The organism is Legionella israelensis, assembly GCF_004571175.1.
Lineage (GTDB): Bacteria > Pseudomonadota > Gammaproteobacteria > Legionellales > Legionellaceae > Legionella_D > Legionella_D israelensis.
Genome location: NZ_CP038273.1, coordinates 1505497 through 1519182, shown reverse-complemented (window position 1 = coordinate 1519182; position 13686 = coordinate 1505497). Strand labels below are relative to the sequence as shown.

The window sequence follows — 13686 nt, the reverse complement described above, 5'->3', positions numbered from 1 at the left end:
TTATCATCCTGATTTACTTATTGTTTTTTTTAAAAATAGCACATAATACAAGAATGTGGAAATTCATATCTACTTAAGCTTACTCCTTTAAGGGTTTTGCTTCAATTACCTGAAAATCCAGGTAATTTTTTTCTTCCAGGGCTTTTTGGGGTTCTTCTGTTTTCAGCTTGCTGGCAATGTTTAAAACAAGTCCTGCCAAAATGAGACTTCCTCCCAGTATTTGAGCGATTCCAGGTAAGGTTCCGAGGATGAGATAGGCAAAAAAAATGGAAACAAGAGGAACTACAGAAGAGCTGGTGACCACAATACTAACGTCAGCATATTTCATTCCTATATATTTAAAATAAGTTCTAAGACCCACAATAACGCCACCATAGAGGAGCATCCATTGCCAGAGAAAGGGTGAAAAAATATCGGCAAAATGTGACCAGCCGACAGTCAATATCACGATAAAGGAAAAGAAAATGATGCCTAAAAACATACTTAGTACGGAGAAAGCACCTAAAGGAAGTGTTCGAACGGCATGAAAATTGATAAGCATGCTGATGGTTTTCAAAAGGATAGCCATCAAAATACACATCTCTCCGGAATAGGGTGTTCTGGCAAGAAATGAATACAATGCTCCTTCGGTTGGAGATAACATGGTTTTTTCAGGATGTCCGGATACCCAGAGTTGAATGAAAAAAGCCGCAAGAATGCCGACTATAGTCAATAAAGAACCTAACAGTGTACGAAGTTGAGGGATTTCACGATAAAAAACCCAGCCGGCAAATAATCGCATTGGCGTTAATAAAGTGGATATCAATATCACGTTAATGATATCAGCGTACATGATGCCCAAAAAATAGAGGCTCGGAGAGAGGCATCCTGAAATAAAGGCGCTTAATGAGATGAGTTTCCAGTTTTTCCAGTTTAGGCTTTTGGGTTTAAACGTTTTTAATTCCCTGTAAAAAATGAACAACAAGGTGATGACGGCAATTAAATCACCAGCAAAAAGGACATTACAAAAGGAAATGGGATTGCGTCCATGGATGGGATGTTGGCTGCCAAGCTCCAGAAGCTTGGCGAGAGTTGGACTGGCTGCACTTACTATAGCAGCACTTAAACACATAAAGATGATTCCTTTCCCTTTTGCAGACAGTTTCATAATTTTTCATCAATAAATGAGGCATATCTTTTTAATCATATGCAGAGTTTTTTCTTCCGACAAGAGAAAATATAACAATAGGCCAGAGTGCGATTAAAATGTATATTTTGCAAATAAAAACAATACGTTACCTATGTCATGACGGCCTGGGATATAAGTGGCGGCCAGGGTGAAGCGGTTTACCATAAGAGATGCGACCGGCAGGATACCAGGGAAGGGAATATAGTTGTTAATGTCTGGTCGCGCGGTAAGAAAAGCCGTAATACCAATACCAGGTTGTAATGCCGCGTTTAATGTAAACATTTTTAAATAAGCATAACCGGCTATAGGTTCAATTTTTTTATGGGATTCCAGAAAGGCAAAGGCATATAATCCATGCCAGTTACCCTTTTCATCGATTACACCTTTACCCAACCCACCCCCCCAGGCAAGTTCATTGTATTTTTTAAGTCGCTGACGAGAGTATGTATAGCGGTTGTGCCAAGCGTAACCGCTCAGGTAGAGCTCGGGTTTACCTTCTGTCCAGATTTGCCGCAGACGAAGACAGGCTGGTTTAAACCATTTGGACCAATTTGTGCAGTGAGTGGATGGCTCATTGGTATATGCAGAGGTTGAAACAAAAAATAAAAGAAAAATAAACCCATTTCTAAAAAAGTTTTTTGCCAACAGTCTTTCTCCGTTTTATGATTTAATGATAAAGTTTAAACATCTCATTTTTTTAAAAAGTAAATGTTAACATGGGCTTGTTTCGTAAAAAAGCAATACGATGTTCTGCGGATACTGAGTATCATTTAGCCAAATGCCTGTCGGCATTGGATTTAACATTTTTGGGTGTCGGAGCCATTATAGGCGCGGGAATTTTTGTGCTGACAGGTATCGTTGCCGCTACGCAAACGGGGCCTGCTATTATTTTTTCTTATATTCTGGCAGGCTTGGCTTGTGCTTTTTCAGCTCTTTCCTATGCTGAGCTGGCTGCCGCTATTGGCGGATGTGGAAGTGCCTATGGTTATGCCTATGCAGGATTTGGTGAGTTAATTGCCTGGGTTGTTGGCTGGGATTTGCTTTTAGAATATTCTATTGCCGTTTCTGCGGTTTCTGTAGGATGGAGCGGTTATGCCAAGGATATTTTAAAGGCCGTTCATCTTCAGTTACCTACTGTCCTGCTTGTTGGACCGGACGGGATATTCAATGTCCTGGCGTTTTTAATTATCAGTTTATTAACCGTTTTATTGGTGATTGGCGTAAAATCAAGTGCTCGTTTTAATAATGCCATGGTCTTGGTTAAACTGTTGGTGATTCTTTTATTTATTATTGTTGCAGCAACAGAAGTAAAATTAGACAACTGGACTCCATTTAATCCTTTTGGTTGGTCCGGGGTTGTTGAGGGCGGGGCATTAATCTTTTTTGCCTACATAGGATTTGATGCTGTTTCTACCGCAGCGGAAGAGGCTAAAAATCCACAAAAAGACTTACCCATTGGCATTCTTGCCTCTTTGTTTATTTGCACAGTCATATACATGATAGTCTCGGGCCTTTTAACCGGCATTGTTCCCTATTCTGAATTAAACGTGTCATCTCCCATCAGTCGCGCTATGTTAATCCTGGGACATAAGGTAATTGCTGCCATGATTGCTGTTGGAGCAATTGCCGGCTTAACCACTGTGATGCTGGTGTTGTTTTATGGCTTGACACGTGTTTTTTTTGCTATGGCCAGAGATGGTCTTCTGCCTCGCTTTTTTGCTGTTACCCATCCCAAAACCAGGACTCCAATTCGAATTATTGTGACTTGTGGACTATTGATGGCAACGGTATCTGCTCTGGTTTCTATCAGTAGTCTGGCAGAACTGGTTAATGTCGGTACACTGTTTGCTTTTATTATTGTCTGTGCCGGTGTGATTGTTTTGCGTTACACACAACCTGAACTTGAGCGGCCATTTAAAACGCCCTTTATGCCATATGTTCCTATTTTAGGAATTCTTAGCTGTGCTTATTTAATTTATAACTTACCGGTTATCACCATGTTACGTTTTGCCGTCTGGATGGCGATAGGAGTCGTTATTTATTTTCTTTTCGGCCGTAACAACAGTGTTCTGCAAAGCGAAAAAGCCTGTTTGACGAATGGCTCATAGGGCATCGAAGATTTGAAAGTGTACAGCCAATATTTGATTCAGAATAGGGCAAAAATATATTGATTTATATACAATTTCTACGTCCCGCGGCCATATCATTACCCATAAGTATGTCCAAAAGCGCGTGTAAATACTTCACGCGCTTTAATATATTCATAAAGGGTTCGTAAACCTTTCCACATCACAATAGGACCGGGCTCACCGTCATGCTTTCGTCCGAGAAAACCTCCTAATTGGGCAATCATTCTCAGAGTATCTTTCAGGGTTGGGGGTTCATTTGGAGGGGGTTTTTCATAGATCATAACATAGGCGGTTTGCCATTCTATGGGCTCAAATAGACATTCACTGCTTAATGATGGGGAAGCACGACCAACCATGGTCATGAACAAAATACGCCAAGCAACAATAAGATACAGAGCGAGGCAAGGGTCAAATCGTTGCTTGTTGCTTAACTGCAATTTTTCAATAGCGCATCCGCTTTTCAATACCTTGAAAAAAATTTCGATCTGCCAGCGACATAAGTACCATTGAATTACTTGTAACGCTGCTTCCAAGTTGGATATAGGTACACTGGTTAAAAGTGTCCACTCGATTGCTTTCTCTCCAGGCGGTGGGTTTGTCTCTGTGGCAATGATTGTTGTTATTTTAACGGGGGTAAAACCTTCTTTTGCTTTATCCCGAGGAGGGAGCAAAGTCACTTCTTTTGCATAAATATCTTGTGCTACTTCTCGTTTTTTTCTATTTCCAAATGAGGACGTAGTAAATGTTATTTTTCCAATACTGGAAGAGGCTTTTACGCTTGTTTTTAATTTATTGCGTTTTTTAGGTTGATTCTCATCCAAAATAGAACGATCGAATGTTGCTCTAATCACCCAATCGGCAGTTCCTTTAGCGAAAGCTGTATTCGCTTCATGATAGATATCATAAATATCACCTTCTCTATCAGCAATATAAACAAATTGAGTATCGGGCATTGCCTTAGCAAGTTTTGTGGCTTTTTTATAACCTCTGACCCACCGGTAACTTTCCTTGTCTTTTATTGCTTTTGAATCACGTTCAGCTCTTCGTTCTTCTGAGCTTCGATGCGTAAATTTTTCCCGTGACCACTGTTCATAGTCAACTACTCCTAAACATTCGCGGTTGGGCGTTACCGCAAGAGTGGGATGAAGAAAAAGACCCCGCACGTTATCTTGTTGAATAGGGCCAATATCTTCACGTTCTTTTTGACCGCTATAGTTAAGCGTTGTTGTGTCTTGAAGCAATAAGATAATCGGATGTTCTTTAATTCGCTTAAGGGTGGCTATGCGATGAGGTTTTATAATTTTTTTTGCGGTAACCGTATTATTCTCAAAAAATCGATAGGCTGCTTTGGTTTCCGACCAACCTTTACAACTTTCAGGTATACTTGATGTTGGTTTATCACTAAACCTTTTTAATAACTCTTTTGCTCGTTTATTTAAACGTTGATCGCCGATATTCACGGAACCATACTCATGGTCGATCCAATCCATGGATAATACTGCCTTTAAAAAGGCAGCATTATCTCAAAAGTAAGGAAAAATTAATATAGCATTACTTATGGGTAACGATATGCCCGCGGCTCGTCTGCTGGATCCTGAAATCTCTCGGTATCACTGGATTCTGCAGTCAAGCCGCAGAATCTAAGGACATTTAAAAATAATAACTGCTTTGCGTCATCAATTTGGAGGTGATTCGCATCAATTCTTTAATGGGGGCTGGAAGCTCAGCGGCACCTGCCTGAATAGCCATTTCCGCATGCTGAGATTCATCTTCCTGCATTTGATTGAGAATAACTCTCGTTTTAATATCTTCCTCAGGAAGTTTTTGTAAATGGCCTTCTATATGAGCACTGACCTGCCGCTCGGTTTCTGCTACAAAGCCCAGACTGTATTTATCGCCAGCCCAACCCGCCGCCGCGCCAATCATAAAGGAACCGGTATACCAGAGAAAATTAAGAAGACTTGGACGAGCATTTAATTCATACAAACGTTTCTCGCACCAGGCAAGATGATCAACTTCCTCAGCTGCCGCTTGCGCCATTTTTATTTTTATTTCCTGTTTTTTTGCGGTTAATGCCTGACCCTGATAAAGGGCTTGAGCACAAACTTCGCCAGCATGATTAACACGCATTAAACCTGCAATCTGTTTTTTCTGTTTATCACTTAAAGGAGTGTCTTCGATGTGGTTGCCTGGACTATTGCGTTTGCAGAGTCGATGCTTTGGAGGAAAAATGGTCCTTAAGGCCGTATCAACCTCACTTATAATGTGATCAACAAAGGTCATATTATTTTACTCATGAGTTATTTTATGAATGAAAAATATCTGATAGCTCAAACCCCTATGTTGACGATAGCACAAACGTATTATGCATCAAAATAGGCTTGTTTCCAGGGCGGCTTAGAAAAATATTTTACCCTGATCTGCTCTTAAGATGAAACCGTTTCTGAATGTATGGCCAGCATAATGCTGCTCACAATTCAATCTTAGCGAAAAAAATCAAATGTTAATCCTGTCATTGATTCAAAATTAAGCGAAAAAAATAATGTATTTTCTTTCAAATCTTGTGATAAAATCGCCGATGGGCCAATCATTTTTGTCTTATTTTAATTCAACATGAAAGTTTAATTGACATTTTATTCATAAACCCATACAATCGCACTCAATCTTAGCTGATTGCCCAAATCCGCAAATGCCCAAAAAAAGCACAAGTAACGAAGCGCTCAGATCCGAAGATCTTGTTTGGTTACTTGCTTTCGCCGGAAGTCTCGAAGCTATCAACCAAAGTACCCAAAAAAGTCGTGAAAAAATCATTCGCTTCGCCCATAAGGTAGATGAAAATCGTGCGGCCTATTATTCCTATGCTCTTCTTGATGGCTTAAGTCTTTCTTATACCATGTTCAAGTATTTTTGTGATGTATTTATTGCTAATCAGGATTTTGATGCACAGCATGAGTTAATGCTAAGCCCGGGTGGAATGGCAGCCATAGCGGCAGAATCTATATTTATCATCGGTTTTTCTTTTCTCGCCTGTCATTTTGATGGTGATAAAAGCAATGCTCTTAAGAAGTTTATCGCTGTAGCCTGGCCTTATACACGCGATACCTTAAAAGCATTGAAAAACTGCTATAAGGGCTTACGCAGCACCCTGCAGATTGCAGAACTGCTCGGTGCTCCAAACATGCTTTCCACTCTTATTCCTGCAGGTTTGGCACTTGGTGCGTTGGCTGCGGCCAATCGCATCTGGATGCGCAGCATGGTTTCTAAGCGCAAAATACAACAGGATAAGAACAAAAAACTTCTGCAGGATATTGAAAAACTGGAAGCTTTGACTTATCTGGAGTGGCAATCCTATTTGAAACAAATAGAACATCAGTCGCATGGCCTGCGCGCTGCTGCCTTTGCTTCAGCTGCCTTTGGCGGTATGGCTGACAGTATGTATTTATATGTCGGCATTCTTACCTTAGGGTCACTCAGCTCCACAGTATTGTGGCCTATGACCGTTTTATGTGTGGTTTATGCTGTAAGCTGCGTGATTACTCGTATATATGAAGAGCATCAATACCAGCAAAAACTGATTCTCAGTCAGGTGAGTTGTGAAACGGCTCTTCTTCGTAAACGAATTGAAACGGTCTATGATGAGTACCTGAACAATGAGGGAGAAGAACTGGCTGATCTGGATAAAGAACAACAGTTGGCCAAATTATCACTGGTGGAATTGGAGCATCAATATTCGGCAATCCAGCAAAAACTTTTCATTGATGAATTGAGCCAACTGGAAACATCGGTATTAGAAAAAATTATTCGATTAAAAAATGAATGTTCAGAAGAAGAATTAAAGAAAAGATTAGCAGAAGAAAGCTTAGTACTCTCAGCAAAAAAATTACGCCAGCTACAGGATTCACAGTTAAATGCTGTATTGGAAGCAAAAAAGGAGAATCGATTAACGGTACTGAAAGAACCTGATGTTTTCGAGCTCAAAAAAGAAGAAAAATTATTACAGAAATTATTACTCAAAAAATTATTTGAAGAGGCTGAAATCAAGCGTTCTGAACTGCAAAAATTTTCCACCAACAGTTATAAAATGGCTGCTTTGATGGGAATGAAGCACGGTCTATATGCTTATGGAGCTTTGGCAAGCGTGATGTTTGTTGTGGCTACAGTTTTATTTCTGTGCTCAGTGTCCTTTCCTCCGGCTTTGCTGGCTGCGGGCGTGGTCATGGGGGCTGTTTTTCTGCTTGGTTTTGTCGCTCATTCATTGTTAAGTAATTATTGGCATAATCATCAGCAAAAACAAAAATTAAAAGATTCTTCTGAAGCAGGAAAGCTCAATGAGTTGAAGGAGGAGATTGATAAAACGGATAAGAATTTATTGCCTCAACAGCAATTCAGTGACAGTTTGAGGCAAGGCCTTATCATGGATCCTTCTCCCCAATTTTTCTTTCAGGAATGGTTTGAAGTTATTCGCTCATTTTTTTCAGGTCTTGGTAAGGGGCAAAGAAACGTGGACTTCACTTGTAATCCTTTATTGGAAGCCGATGAAAATGGTCATTATCATGAAACACCGATCATGTTTGGTATCATGGTTGTAAGCTCTATAGTCTTTTCCTTTACCCTGGCTCTGAGAGCGCTGGCAAAGGGTTTTCGGGGTAAAGGGAGTGAGAAAGAGGAAACGCTCTCCTCTGGTGAGCAAGAGCCAGAAAAAAGAAACAGTGTAACGGGCCCGAAAATTCAAGAGGATACTCCTTTTTATTCTTCTGAACCCATTCCTATACCACAATCTTTCCGTCCCTCCTCCCATCAAGAAAGCACCCTATCCCCTTCCCCATCTCTTCAAGAAAACAGCCCCTCCCCGCGACAACCAAGAAGGTCAACAAATTCTCTGTCGTTTTTTGCTCCTCCTAAAGATAAGTACCCTCCTCTCCTGAAAAGATCAAAATCCTGTCCGCACTTATCTCAATACCAATCAGCGGATGTGAGAAATTCTGTTTTTAATGTTTAAAATCTGCGCACTTTTAGAAAAAAATTCATACCTTGGAATATAACTCGGGGTTTAATTGCGGATCGTTATACATCTTAAATTGATGATAGACTCGAAAAGTACGGGTTTTAGCAACCACTTCTGCCAATAGTTCATCAAGACATTGTCCTAACTGTTGTTGCTGCTGAACAATAATCGCGAGCTTTTCTTTACATCTTTCCCTGTGTGTTGTATCAACGTTTTCCCGTTCAACCTGTATCGCCATATGGAAAGCTTTCAAGGCCAGTATGGATAATCGGTCAATCATCATTCCTGGCGTTTCGGAATGAACAGGACATTGTTCATAAGAAGCGGGAGCTAACTGTTGAAATAACCATCCATCCATCATTTCCATACGATTGTTTCGTTGCTGATTAAAATGGTCAATTTCCCGCTTGGCATGATAAACAAATTCAAATCCCTTATCTTCACGCCGAGCCTTATCTTCTGCATGCCAAAGCTGATAATTAAAACAATGATTCTCTTCCACAAGCTGATAAAATTCTTGATGTGATAAGTGAATGCCTTTTTTTTTCCAATGCAAAATGCAATTCTCATGCAGGTTTATTATTAAGTCAGCATTGATTACTTGAGACATGAAAACTCCATCACTAAGGCAAAATGACTTATTTTAACTTAAAAAGAAAAACAAACCTACCCATGATAAAAGCTATGCCCTGCCCTCTTAAAAGAGGGGGATTATTGAATGATTTTAAATTCTAGTCAAAATAACGTTTATAGATCTTTAAATAAGTGCCGTCTGCTTCCATATCGATTAAAGCATGATTGATTTGCTTAATAAGGGCAATTTGATCTTTATTGGCGACGATACCAAAACCAACTCCGACTTTGATAGGTTTTCCCACGAGGTTAAAGGCTGAATTGGCTGCTTTCCAATATTGGGAAGCAGCTTCATCCATTAAGGCTGCATCTATTTCATCATTCATTAAGGCATCAATAATATTATCGGAAAGTTTATAGCGAACAACTTCCACATCATTGTTGAATAAATTAGAAACCAGTTGTTCATATAGACTTCCGGCAAGAACACCTACACGTTGGCCTCGGATTTCCTTGATTTTATTTATAGCTTTGTTTTTATTGATAAATTGTCCATAACTTGCCATATAAGGAAGACTAAATAAATATTTTTTTTGTCGTTCAGCTGTGATACTGATAGCGCCTATTATTAAATCGACTTTTCTTTTGAATAATTGCTCAAAAATTTCTACAAATGAAGAAGGAATGAATCGACAATCCTTTTTAAGTCGCCGGCATATTTCCATCATCAGCTCCACGTCAAAGCCAGATAGGTGCTGGTTTTTATCGGCTTGCATATCAAAGGGGGGATCAAAAGCAGGAACCCCTATTCGCAACACGGCTGCCTGGTTTATGGTACTTAGACTGAATAACAGGATAAGAATCAAGGTACGCAGCATGTCAAATCCTTTTAATCTTTAAGATACATTCATCTCGCCGAGTAATAAGCCCAACTCAGTGAGAAATTTGCAAATCCCCATGGTTGACCACGAGTCCATAAAAAGGCCAATCTTATTTATCAAAGTCTTGGATAACACTGGATTTTGATAAATATACTGGTGATAGGCAACCTGGTCGATGCGCGGTGATTCTATGCGGAATAAATTCACAAAGTGTCGAGATAAGCGTTACGTTTCAAATTTACTCCATTTTTAGTCAAAAAAGATGCCGATGCGAAATGTCGAAAACCTATTAAAATATAGCCGATTTTTGCAGACAAAGGGAAGGGTCGATACGACATTTTAATATATTCTCTACGGTTACTGCGGCGGAGTGGATTTAAAGTTATCCTGTTATTCTTCTGAACCGATGAAGTCTGTGGTATTCTCAATGCAAGGTGAAGCTTTGCTTGAGGGTTATAATGCGCTATTTTTCTGTTATCTTGTTGAGTCTTTTTTGGGGTTTTGTTCATGCTGGCTCAGCACTGCCTGAATTTTGTCAAGCGATTCGCATTGACGACGAAACGGCGCTGCTGAAAACCAGTAAAACGGCTCTGTTTATGATTTATAATCGAACGGACAATACACTATGGCTGACACATCCCGTTGAAAATCCCGGAGCCAGCGCTGGATGGACGAGTGAATTACAGCCTGGGCATTGGTCTGCGCTAAACATTGGCCAAGATTTTACTCTCAATTGCGTGGAATCCTCTCCAGGGCATGAGCAACAGGTTTCCTGTAAGGACGCCATCCGTATATGTCGGTATAAAAAAGTTCGTTTTCCCAAAAACAATCAAGGTTCATATTGGGCTGGCGAGAATTTGCCATTAAAGGAATTGCTCAGTCATTTAGCCGAACGTGGTTTTGTACTGCCTGAATCGCAACATTAAATTTTTTTAAGCTTGCTTTAGCCTGAATATAAAATGAATGGTACACTGAAATTGATTCTTTTAAATTTTAAAGCAGGAAAACATTGAATAAAAAACATAATGATCCGTTCTATCAAAGAGAACAGAAAAAATACGATGAGCCGATTCCCAGCAGAGAATATATCCTTCAGATCATGGATGATGCCGGGCGTCCCATGTCACGGAATCAGATCATCAATAAATTGAACATTAAAAAGAAAAGCAAACAGGAAGCATTGGGGTTCCGCCTGAAAGCCATGCTGCGCGACGGCCAGATCATGCAGGATCGCAGAGGACGCTATTGTTTATTGCAAAAAACGAATCTGCAAAGAGGAACCATTCAGGGGCATCCCGACGGATTTGGTTTTTTCGTCCCGGATGATGATAAGCCAGACATGTTCCTCTCGGCCAAAGAAATGCGTGCTGTCATGCATGGAGATAAAGTTCTGGCTTATCAAACAGGTTTTGATCGGCGTGGACGTCCGGAAGGGAAGGTGCATGAAGTCATTGAACATGCCAATGCAACGGTGGTGGGACGTTTTTTTTCCGAACACGGTATTGCTTTTGTTCAGCCAGACAGCAAACGCTTGACGCAGGACATTTCTATTCCTTATGAATATATCAATGAAGCTAAAAACGGACAAATTGTACTGGCAGAGGTTGTTGCTTTTCCTAACAAGCGCACACAAGCCATTGGAAAGGTAATCCATATTCTTGGTGATCATATGGCTCCGGGCATGGAAATTCAGGTCGCCATCCATGCTCATGGCATTCCTCATGAATGGCCTGAGGATGTCAGTACAGAAGTGGCAAAAATTTCACAACAGGTCACAGAAGAGCAGATTAAGGAACGCACGGATTTAAGGAATTTGCCTTTTGTTACTATCGACGGTGAGGATGCAAAGGATTTTGATGATGCCGTCTATTGTTATCAGAAGCCTAAGGGAGGCTTTCAGCTTTATGTGGCTATAGCCGATGTCAGTCATTATGTCGATATAGGATCAGCGCTGGATAAAGAAGCTGTCAGGCGAGGCAATTCGGTTTATTTTCCAGAAAAAGTCGTTCCGATGCTGCCAGAAGCTCTTTCCAATGGTATTTGCTCTTTGAATCCAAAGGTGGACAGGCTCTGCATGGTTGCCGAGCTTGCCATTACTGCCAACGGGAAAATTGCCCGTTCACGATTTTATCGTGGAGTGATCCATTCTCATGCCCGGTTAACCTATACTCAGGTGGCTCACTGGTTAGAAGAAGAGAAGACCGATAAAAAACATCAATCTTTATGGCCAATGCTTCAATCCTTGTATGCTTTATATCAAACGTTGGTTTACACCCGCAAACTACGTGGCGCCATGGATTTTGAAACGACAGAAACGAAAATTGAATTTGATGAAAATAAAAAGATCAAATACATCGTTCCTGTCATCCGTAATGAAGCGCACAAGCTGATAGAAGAATGCATGCTGGCCGCTAATGTCGCGACGGCTCGATTTCTGGCAAAAGCAAAAATTCCAACATTATACAGAGTTCATGAGCCACCGGAAGAAAGTAAAATCACCGCTCTCAGGCAATTTCTTGGCGAATTGGGACTGTCTTTAAGCGGTGGAAAAAAGCCTCATCCAAAAGATTTTCAGCGCACATTAATGATGGCAGAAGGGCGTCCGGATAAACATCTTATAGAAACCGTGATGCTTCGATCAATGACACAAGCGCAATATGTTGAATCCAACGAGGGACATTTTGGCTTGGCTTATTCGGCTTATACCCATTTCACCTCCCCTATTCGTCGTTATCCTGATTTATTGATTCACCGTGCCATCGGTCATATTCTGGATAATCAACATGTCGATGCTTTTCCATACACCCATCAGGATATGAGTCGTTTGGGTAAACATTGCTCGCTCACTGAGCGCCGTGCAGATGAAGCTACCCGCGAAGTTATTTCCTGGCTGAAGTGTGAATACATGCAGAGTAAACTGGGGCAAACCTTCAAAGGTCATATTTCCTCTGTCACAGGTTTTGGTATCTTTGTTGAGCTGGATGACATTTATGTGGAAGGATTAGTTCATGTGACTTCCCTGAAGAGCGATTATTATTCTTTTGATGCCATAAAACATCGTTTGGTGGGTATGCGCAGTGGAAATGTTTATAGGTTGGGGGATTCAATGACGGTTCTGGTTGCTCGAGTGGATTTGGATGAGAGAAAAATTGACTTTGAACCGATAGAGGAAGAAGTTTCCAGTGACTGAGCAATACGTATACGGTTTACATGCCGTGAGTGCCCTGTTGAAAAATGAACGCCGAAACATCAAACAATTGTTTGTTAATAAAGGACGCTCAGATGAACGTATTCACCAGATTCTTGACTTGGCTTTATCGAAACATATTCCTGTCATAAGACTTGATGCAAAACAGATACAACAACAATTTTCTTCTTTTCCACATCAAGGTATTATCGCTTCTGTCACACCCCTGCCCGCGTTTAGTGAGCACGATCTGTTGTCGCTATTAAAAAAAGCAGGGGAGCCTGCGTTGATTCTCATTCTCGATGGCATCACTGATCCGCATAATCTAGGTGCTTGTTTACGCACAGCAGATGCTGCCGGAGTTGATTTTGTCCTCATACCTAAAGATAAAAATGTCGGATTAACGGCCGTTGTCAGCAAGGTGGCTTGTGGGGCCGCAGAAAACATGCCGGTTGTACGTGTAACCAATCTGGTTCGTGCGATGGAGATGTTAAAAGAACAGGGAATCTGGATCTATGGCGCAGCCGGTGAAGCCCAACAATCACTTTATGATATGGATTGTCTATCTCCCATGGCTGTGGTGATGGGAGCAGAAGGAAAGGGGCTTAGGCGTTTGACGCGCGAGCATTGCGATGGGCTTTTTTCTTTGCCAATGCTTGGTAGCGTGGAAAGTCTGAATGTTTCTGTAGCCACAGGCGTCAGTTTATATGAAATCATCCGTCAAAGACAAAAAGGATAAAGAA

At 40.9% G+C, this 13686-nt stretch carries 11 protein-coding genes; 5 read left to right on the top strand and 6 right to left on the bottom strand.

From position 1 onward, the window contains the following. Positions 1–79: 79 nt before the first annotated feature. Together E4T55_RS06730 and pagP are read right to left on the bottom strand one after the other, a co-directional pair. Positions 80–1147, bottom strand: coding sequence for a DMT family transporter (locus tag E4T55_RS06730; protein WP_058502595.1), 1068 nt, complete (start codon positions 1145–1147; stop codon positions 80–82). Positions 1148–1240: 93 nt separating this feature from the next. Then, positions 1241–1813 (bottom strand): lipid IV(A) palmitoyltransferase PagP, encoded by a 573-nt coding sequence (gene pagP, locus E4T55_RS06725; RefSeq protein ID WP_223168300.1) that lies wholly within the window; start codon positions 1811–1813, stop codon positions 1241–1243. Positions 1814–1884: 71 nt separating this feature from the next. Between pagP and E4T55_RS06720 the strand changes: the two genes are divergently transcribed. Continuing rightward, entirely contained in the window at positions 1885–3276 is a 1392-nt protein-coding gene (locus tag E4T55_RS06720; RefSeq protein ID WP_058501835.1) for an amino acid permease, read from the top strand. Between the two features lie 98 nt (positions 3277–3374). Here E4T55_RS06720 and E4T55_RS06715 read toward each other — a convergent pair whose 3' ends face one another. Continuing rightward, positions 3375–4787, bottom strand: a complete 1413-nt coding sequence (locus tag E4T55_RS06715; protein WP_058500493.1) for an IS4 family transposase — start codon at positions 4785–4787, stop codon at positions 3375–3377. Positions 4788–4947: 160 nt separating this feature from the next. After that, positions 4948–5580, bottom strand: coding sequence for a 2-polyprenyl-3-methyl-6-methoxy-1,4-benzoquinone monooxygenase (gene coq7, locus E4T55_RS06710; protein ID WP_058501836.1), 633 nt, complete (start codon positions 5578–5580; stop codon positions 4948–4950). 406 nt (positions 5581–5986) lie between these two features. Here coq7 and E4T55_RS06705 point away from each other — a divergent pair, with 406 nt between their 5' ends. Continuing rightward, on the top strand, positions 5987–8296 hold the full coding sequence (locus tag E4T55_RS06705) for a hypothetical protein (protein WP_058501837.1): 2310 nt from the start codon (positions 5987–5989) through the stop codon (positions 8294–8296). Between the two features lie 25 nt (positions 8297–8321). Here the strand turns inward: E4T55_RS06705 and E4T55_RS06700 are convergent, their stop codons facing one another. Next, the gene (locus E4T55_RS06700) at positions 8322–8912 is read right to left on the bottom strand and encodes a DUF4254 domain-containing protein (protein ID WP_058501838.1); all 591 of its coding nucleotides are present in this window, start codon (positions 8910–8912) and stop codon (positions 8322–8324) included. A 121-nt stretch (positions 8913–9033) separates the two neighbouring features. Then, positions 9034–9753, bottom strand: a complete 720-nt coding sequence (locus E4T55_RS06695) for a transporter substrate-binding domain-containing protein (RefSeq protein ID WP_058501839.1) — start codon at positions 9751–9753, stop codon at positions 9034–9036. 461 nt (positions 9754–10214) lie between these two features. Between E4T55_RS06695 and E4T55_RS06690 the strand changes: the two genes are divergently transcribed. The 3 genes from E4T55_RS06690 (at position 10215) to rlmB (ending at position 13682) form a co-directional block, all read left to right on the top strand. Next, positions 10215–10682, top strand: coding sequence for a hypothetical protein (locus E4T55_RS06690; protein ID WP_058501840.1), 468 nt, complete (start codon positions 10215–10217; stop codon positions 10680–10682). An 83-nt stretch (positions 10683–10765) separates the two neighbouring features. After that, positions 10766–12946, top strand: a complete 2181-nt coding sequence (gene rnr / locus E4T55_RS06685; protein WP_058501841.1) for a ribonuclease R — start codon at positions 10766–10768, stop codon at positions 12944–12946. Beyond that, the gene (gene rlmB, locus E4T55_RS06680) at positions 12939–13682 is read left to right on the top strand and encodes a 23S rRNA (guanosine(2251)-2'-O)-methyltransferase RlmB (protein WP_058501842.1); all 744 of its coding nucleotides are present in this window, start codon (positions 12939–12941) and stop codon (positions 13680–13682) included. Before rnr ends, rlmB begins: the two co-directional genes overlap by 8 nt. Positions 13683–13686: the final 4 nt, after the last annotated feature.

Coding starts and splice junctions, on each gene's coding strand:
- E4T55_RS06715 (WP_058500493.1), bottom strand. CDS start 4,787: ATGGATTGGATCGACCATGAGTATGGTTCCGTGAATATCGGCGATCAA.
- coq7 (WP_058501836.1), bottom strand. CDS start 5,580: ATGACCTTTGTTGATCACATTATAAGTGAGGTTGATACGGCCTTAAGG.
- E4T55_RS06700 (WP_058501838.1), bottom strand. CDS start 8,912: ATGTCTCAAGTAATCAATGCTGACTTAATAATAAACCTGCATGAGAAT.
- E4T55_RS06720 (WP_058501835.1), top strand. CDS start 1,885: ATGGGCTTGTTTCGTAAAAAAGCAATACGATGTTCTGCGGATACTGAG.
- E4T55_RS06690 (WP_058501840.1), top strand. CDS start 10,215: ATGCGCTATTTTTCTGTTATCTTGTTGAGTCTTTTTTGGGGTTTTGTT.
- E4T55_RS06695 (WP_058501839.1), bottom strand. CDS start 9,753: ATGCTGCGTACCTTGATTCTTATCCTGTTATTCAGTCTAAGTACCATA.
- E4T55_RS06705 (WP_058501837.1), top strand. CDS start 5,987: ATGCCCAAAAAAAGCACAAGTAACGAAGCGCTCAGATCCGAAGATCTT.
- E4T55_RS06730 (WP_058502595.1), bottom strand. CDS start 1,147: ATGAAACTGTCTGCAAAAGGGAAAGGAATCATCTTTATGTGTTTAAGT.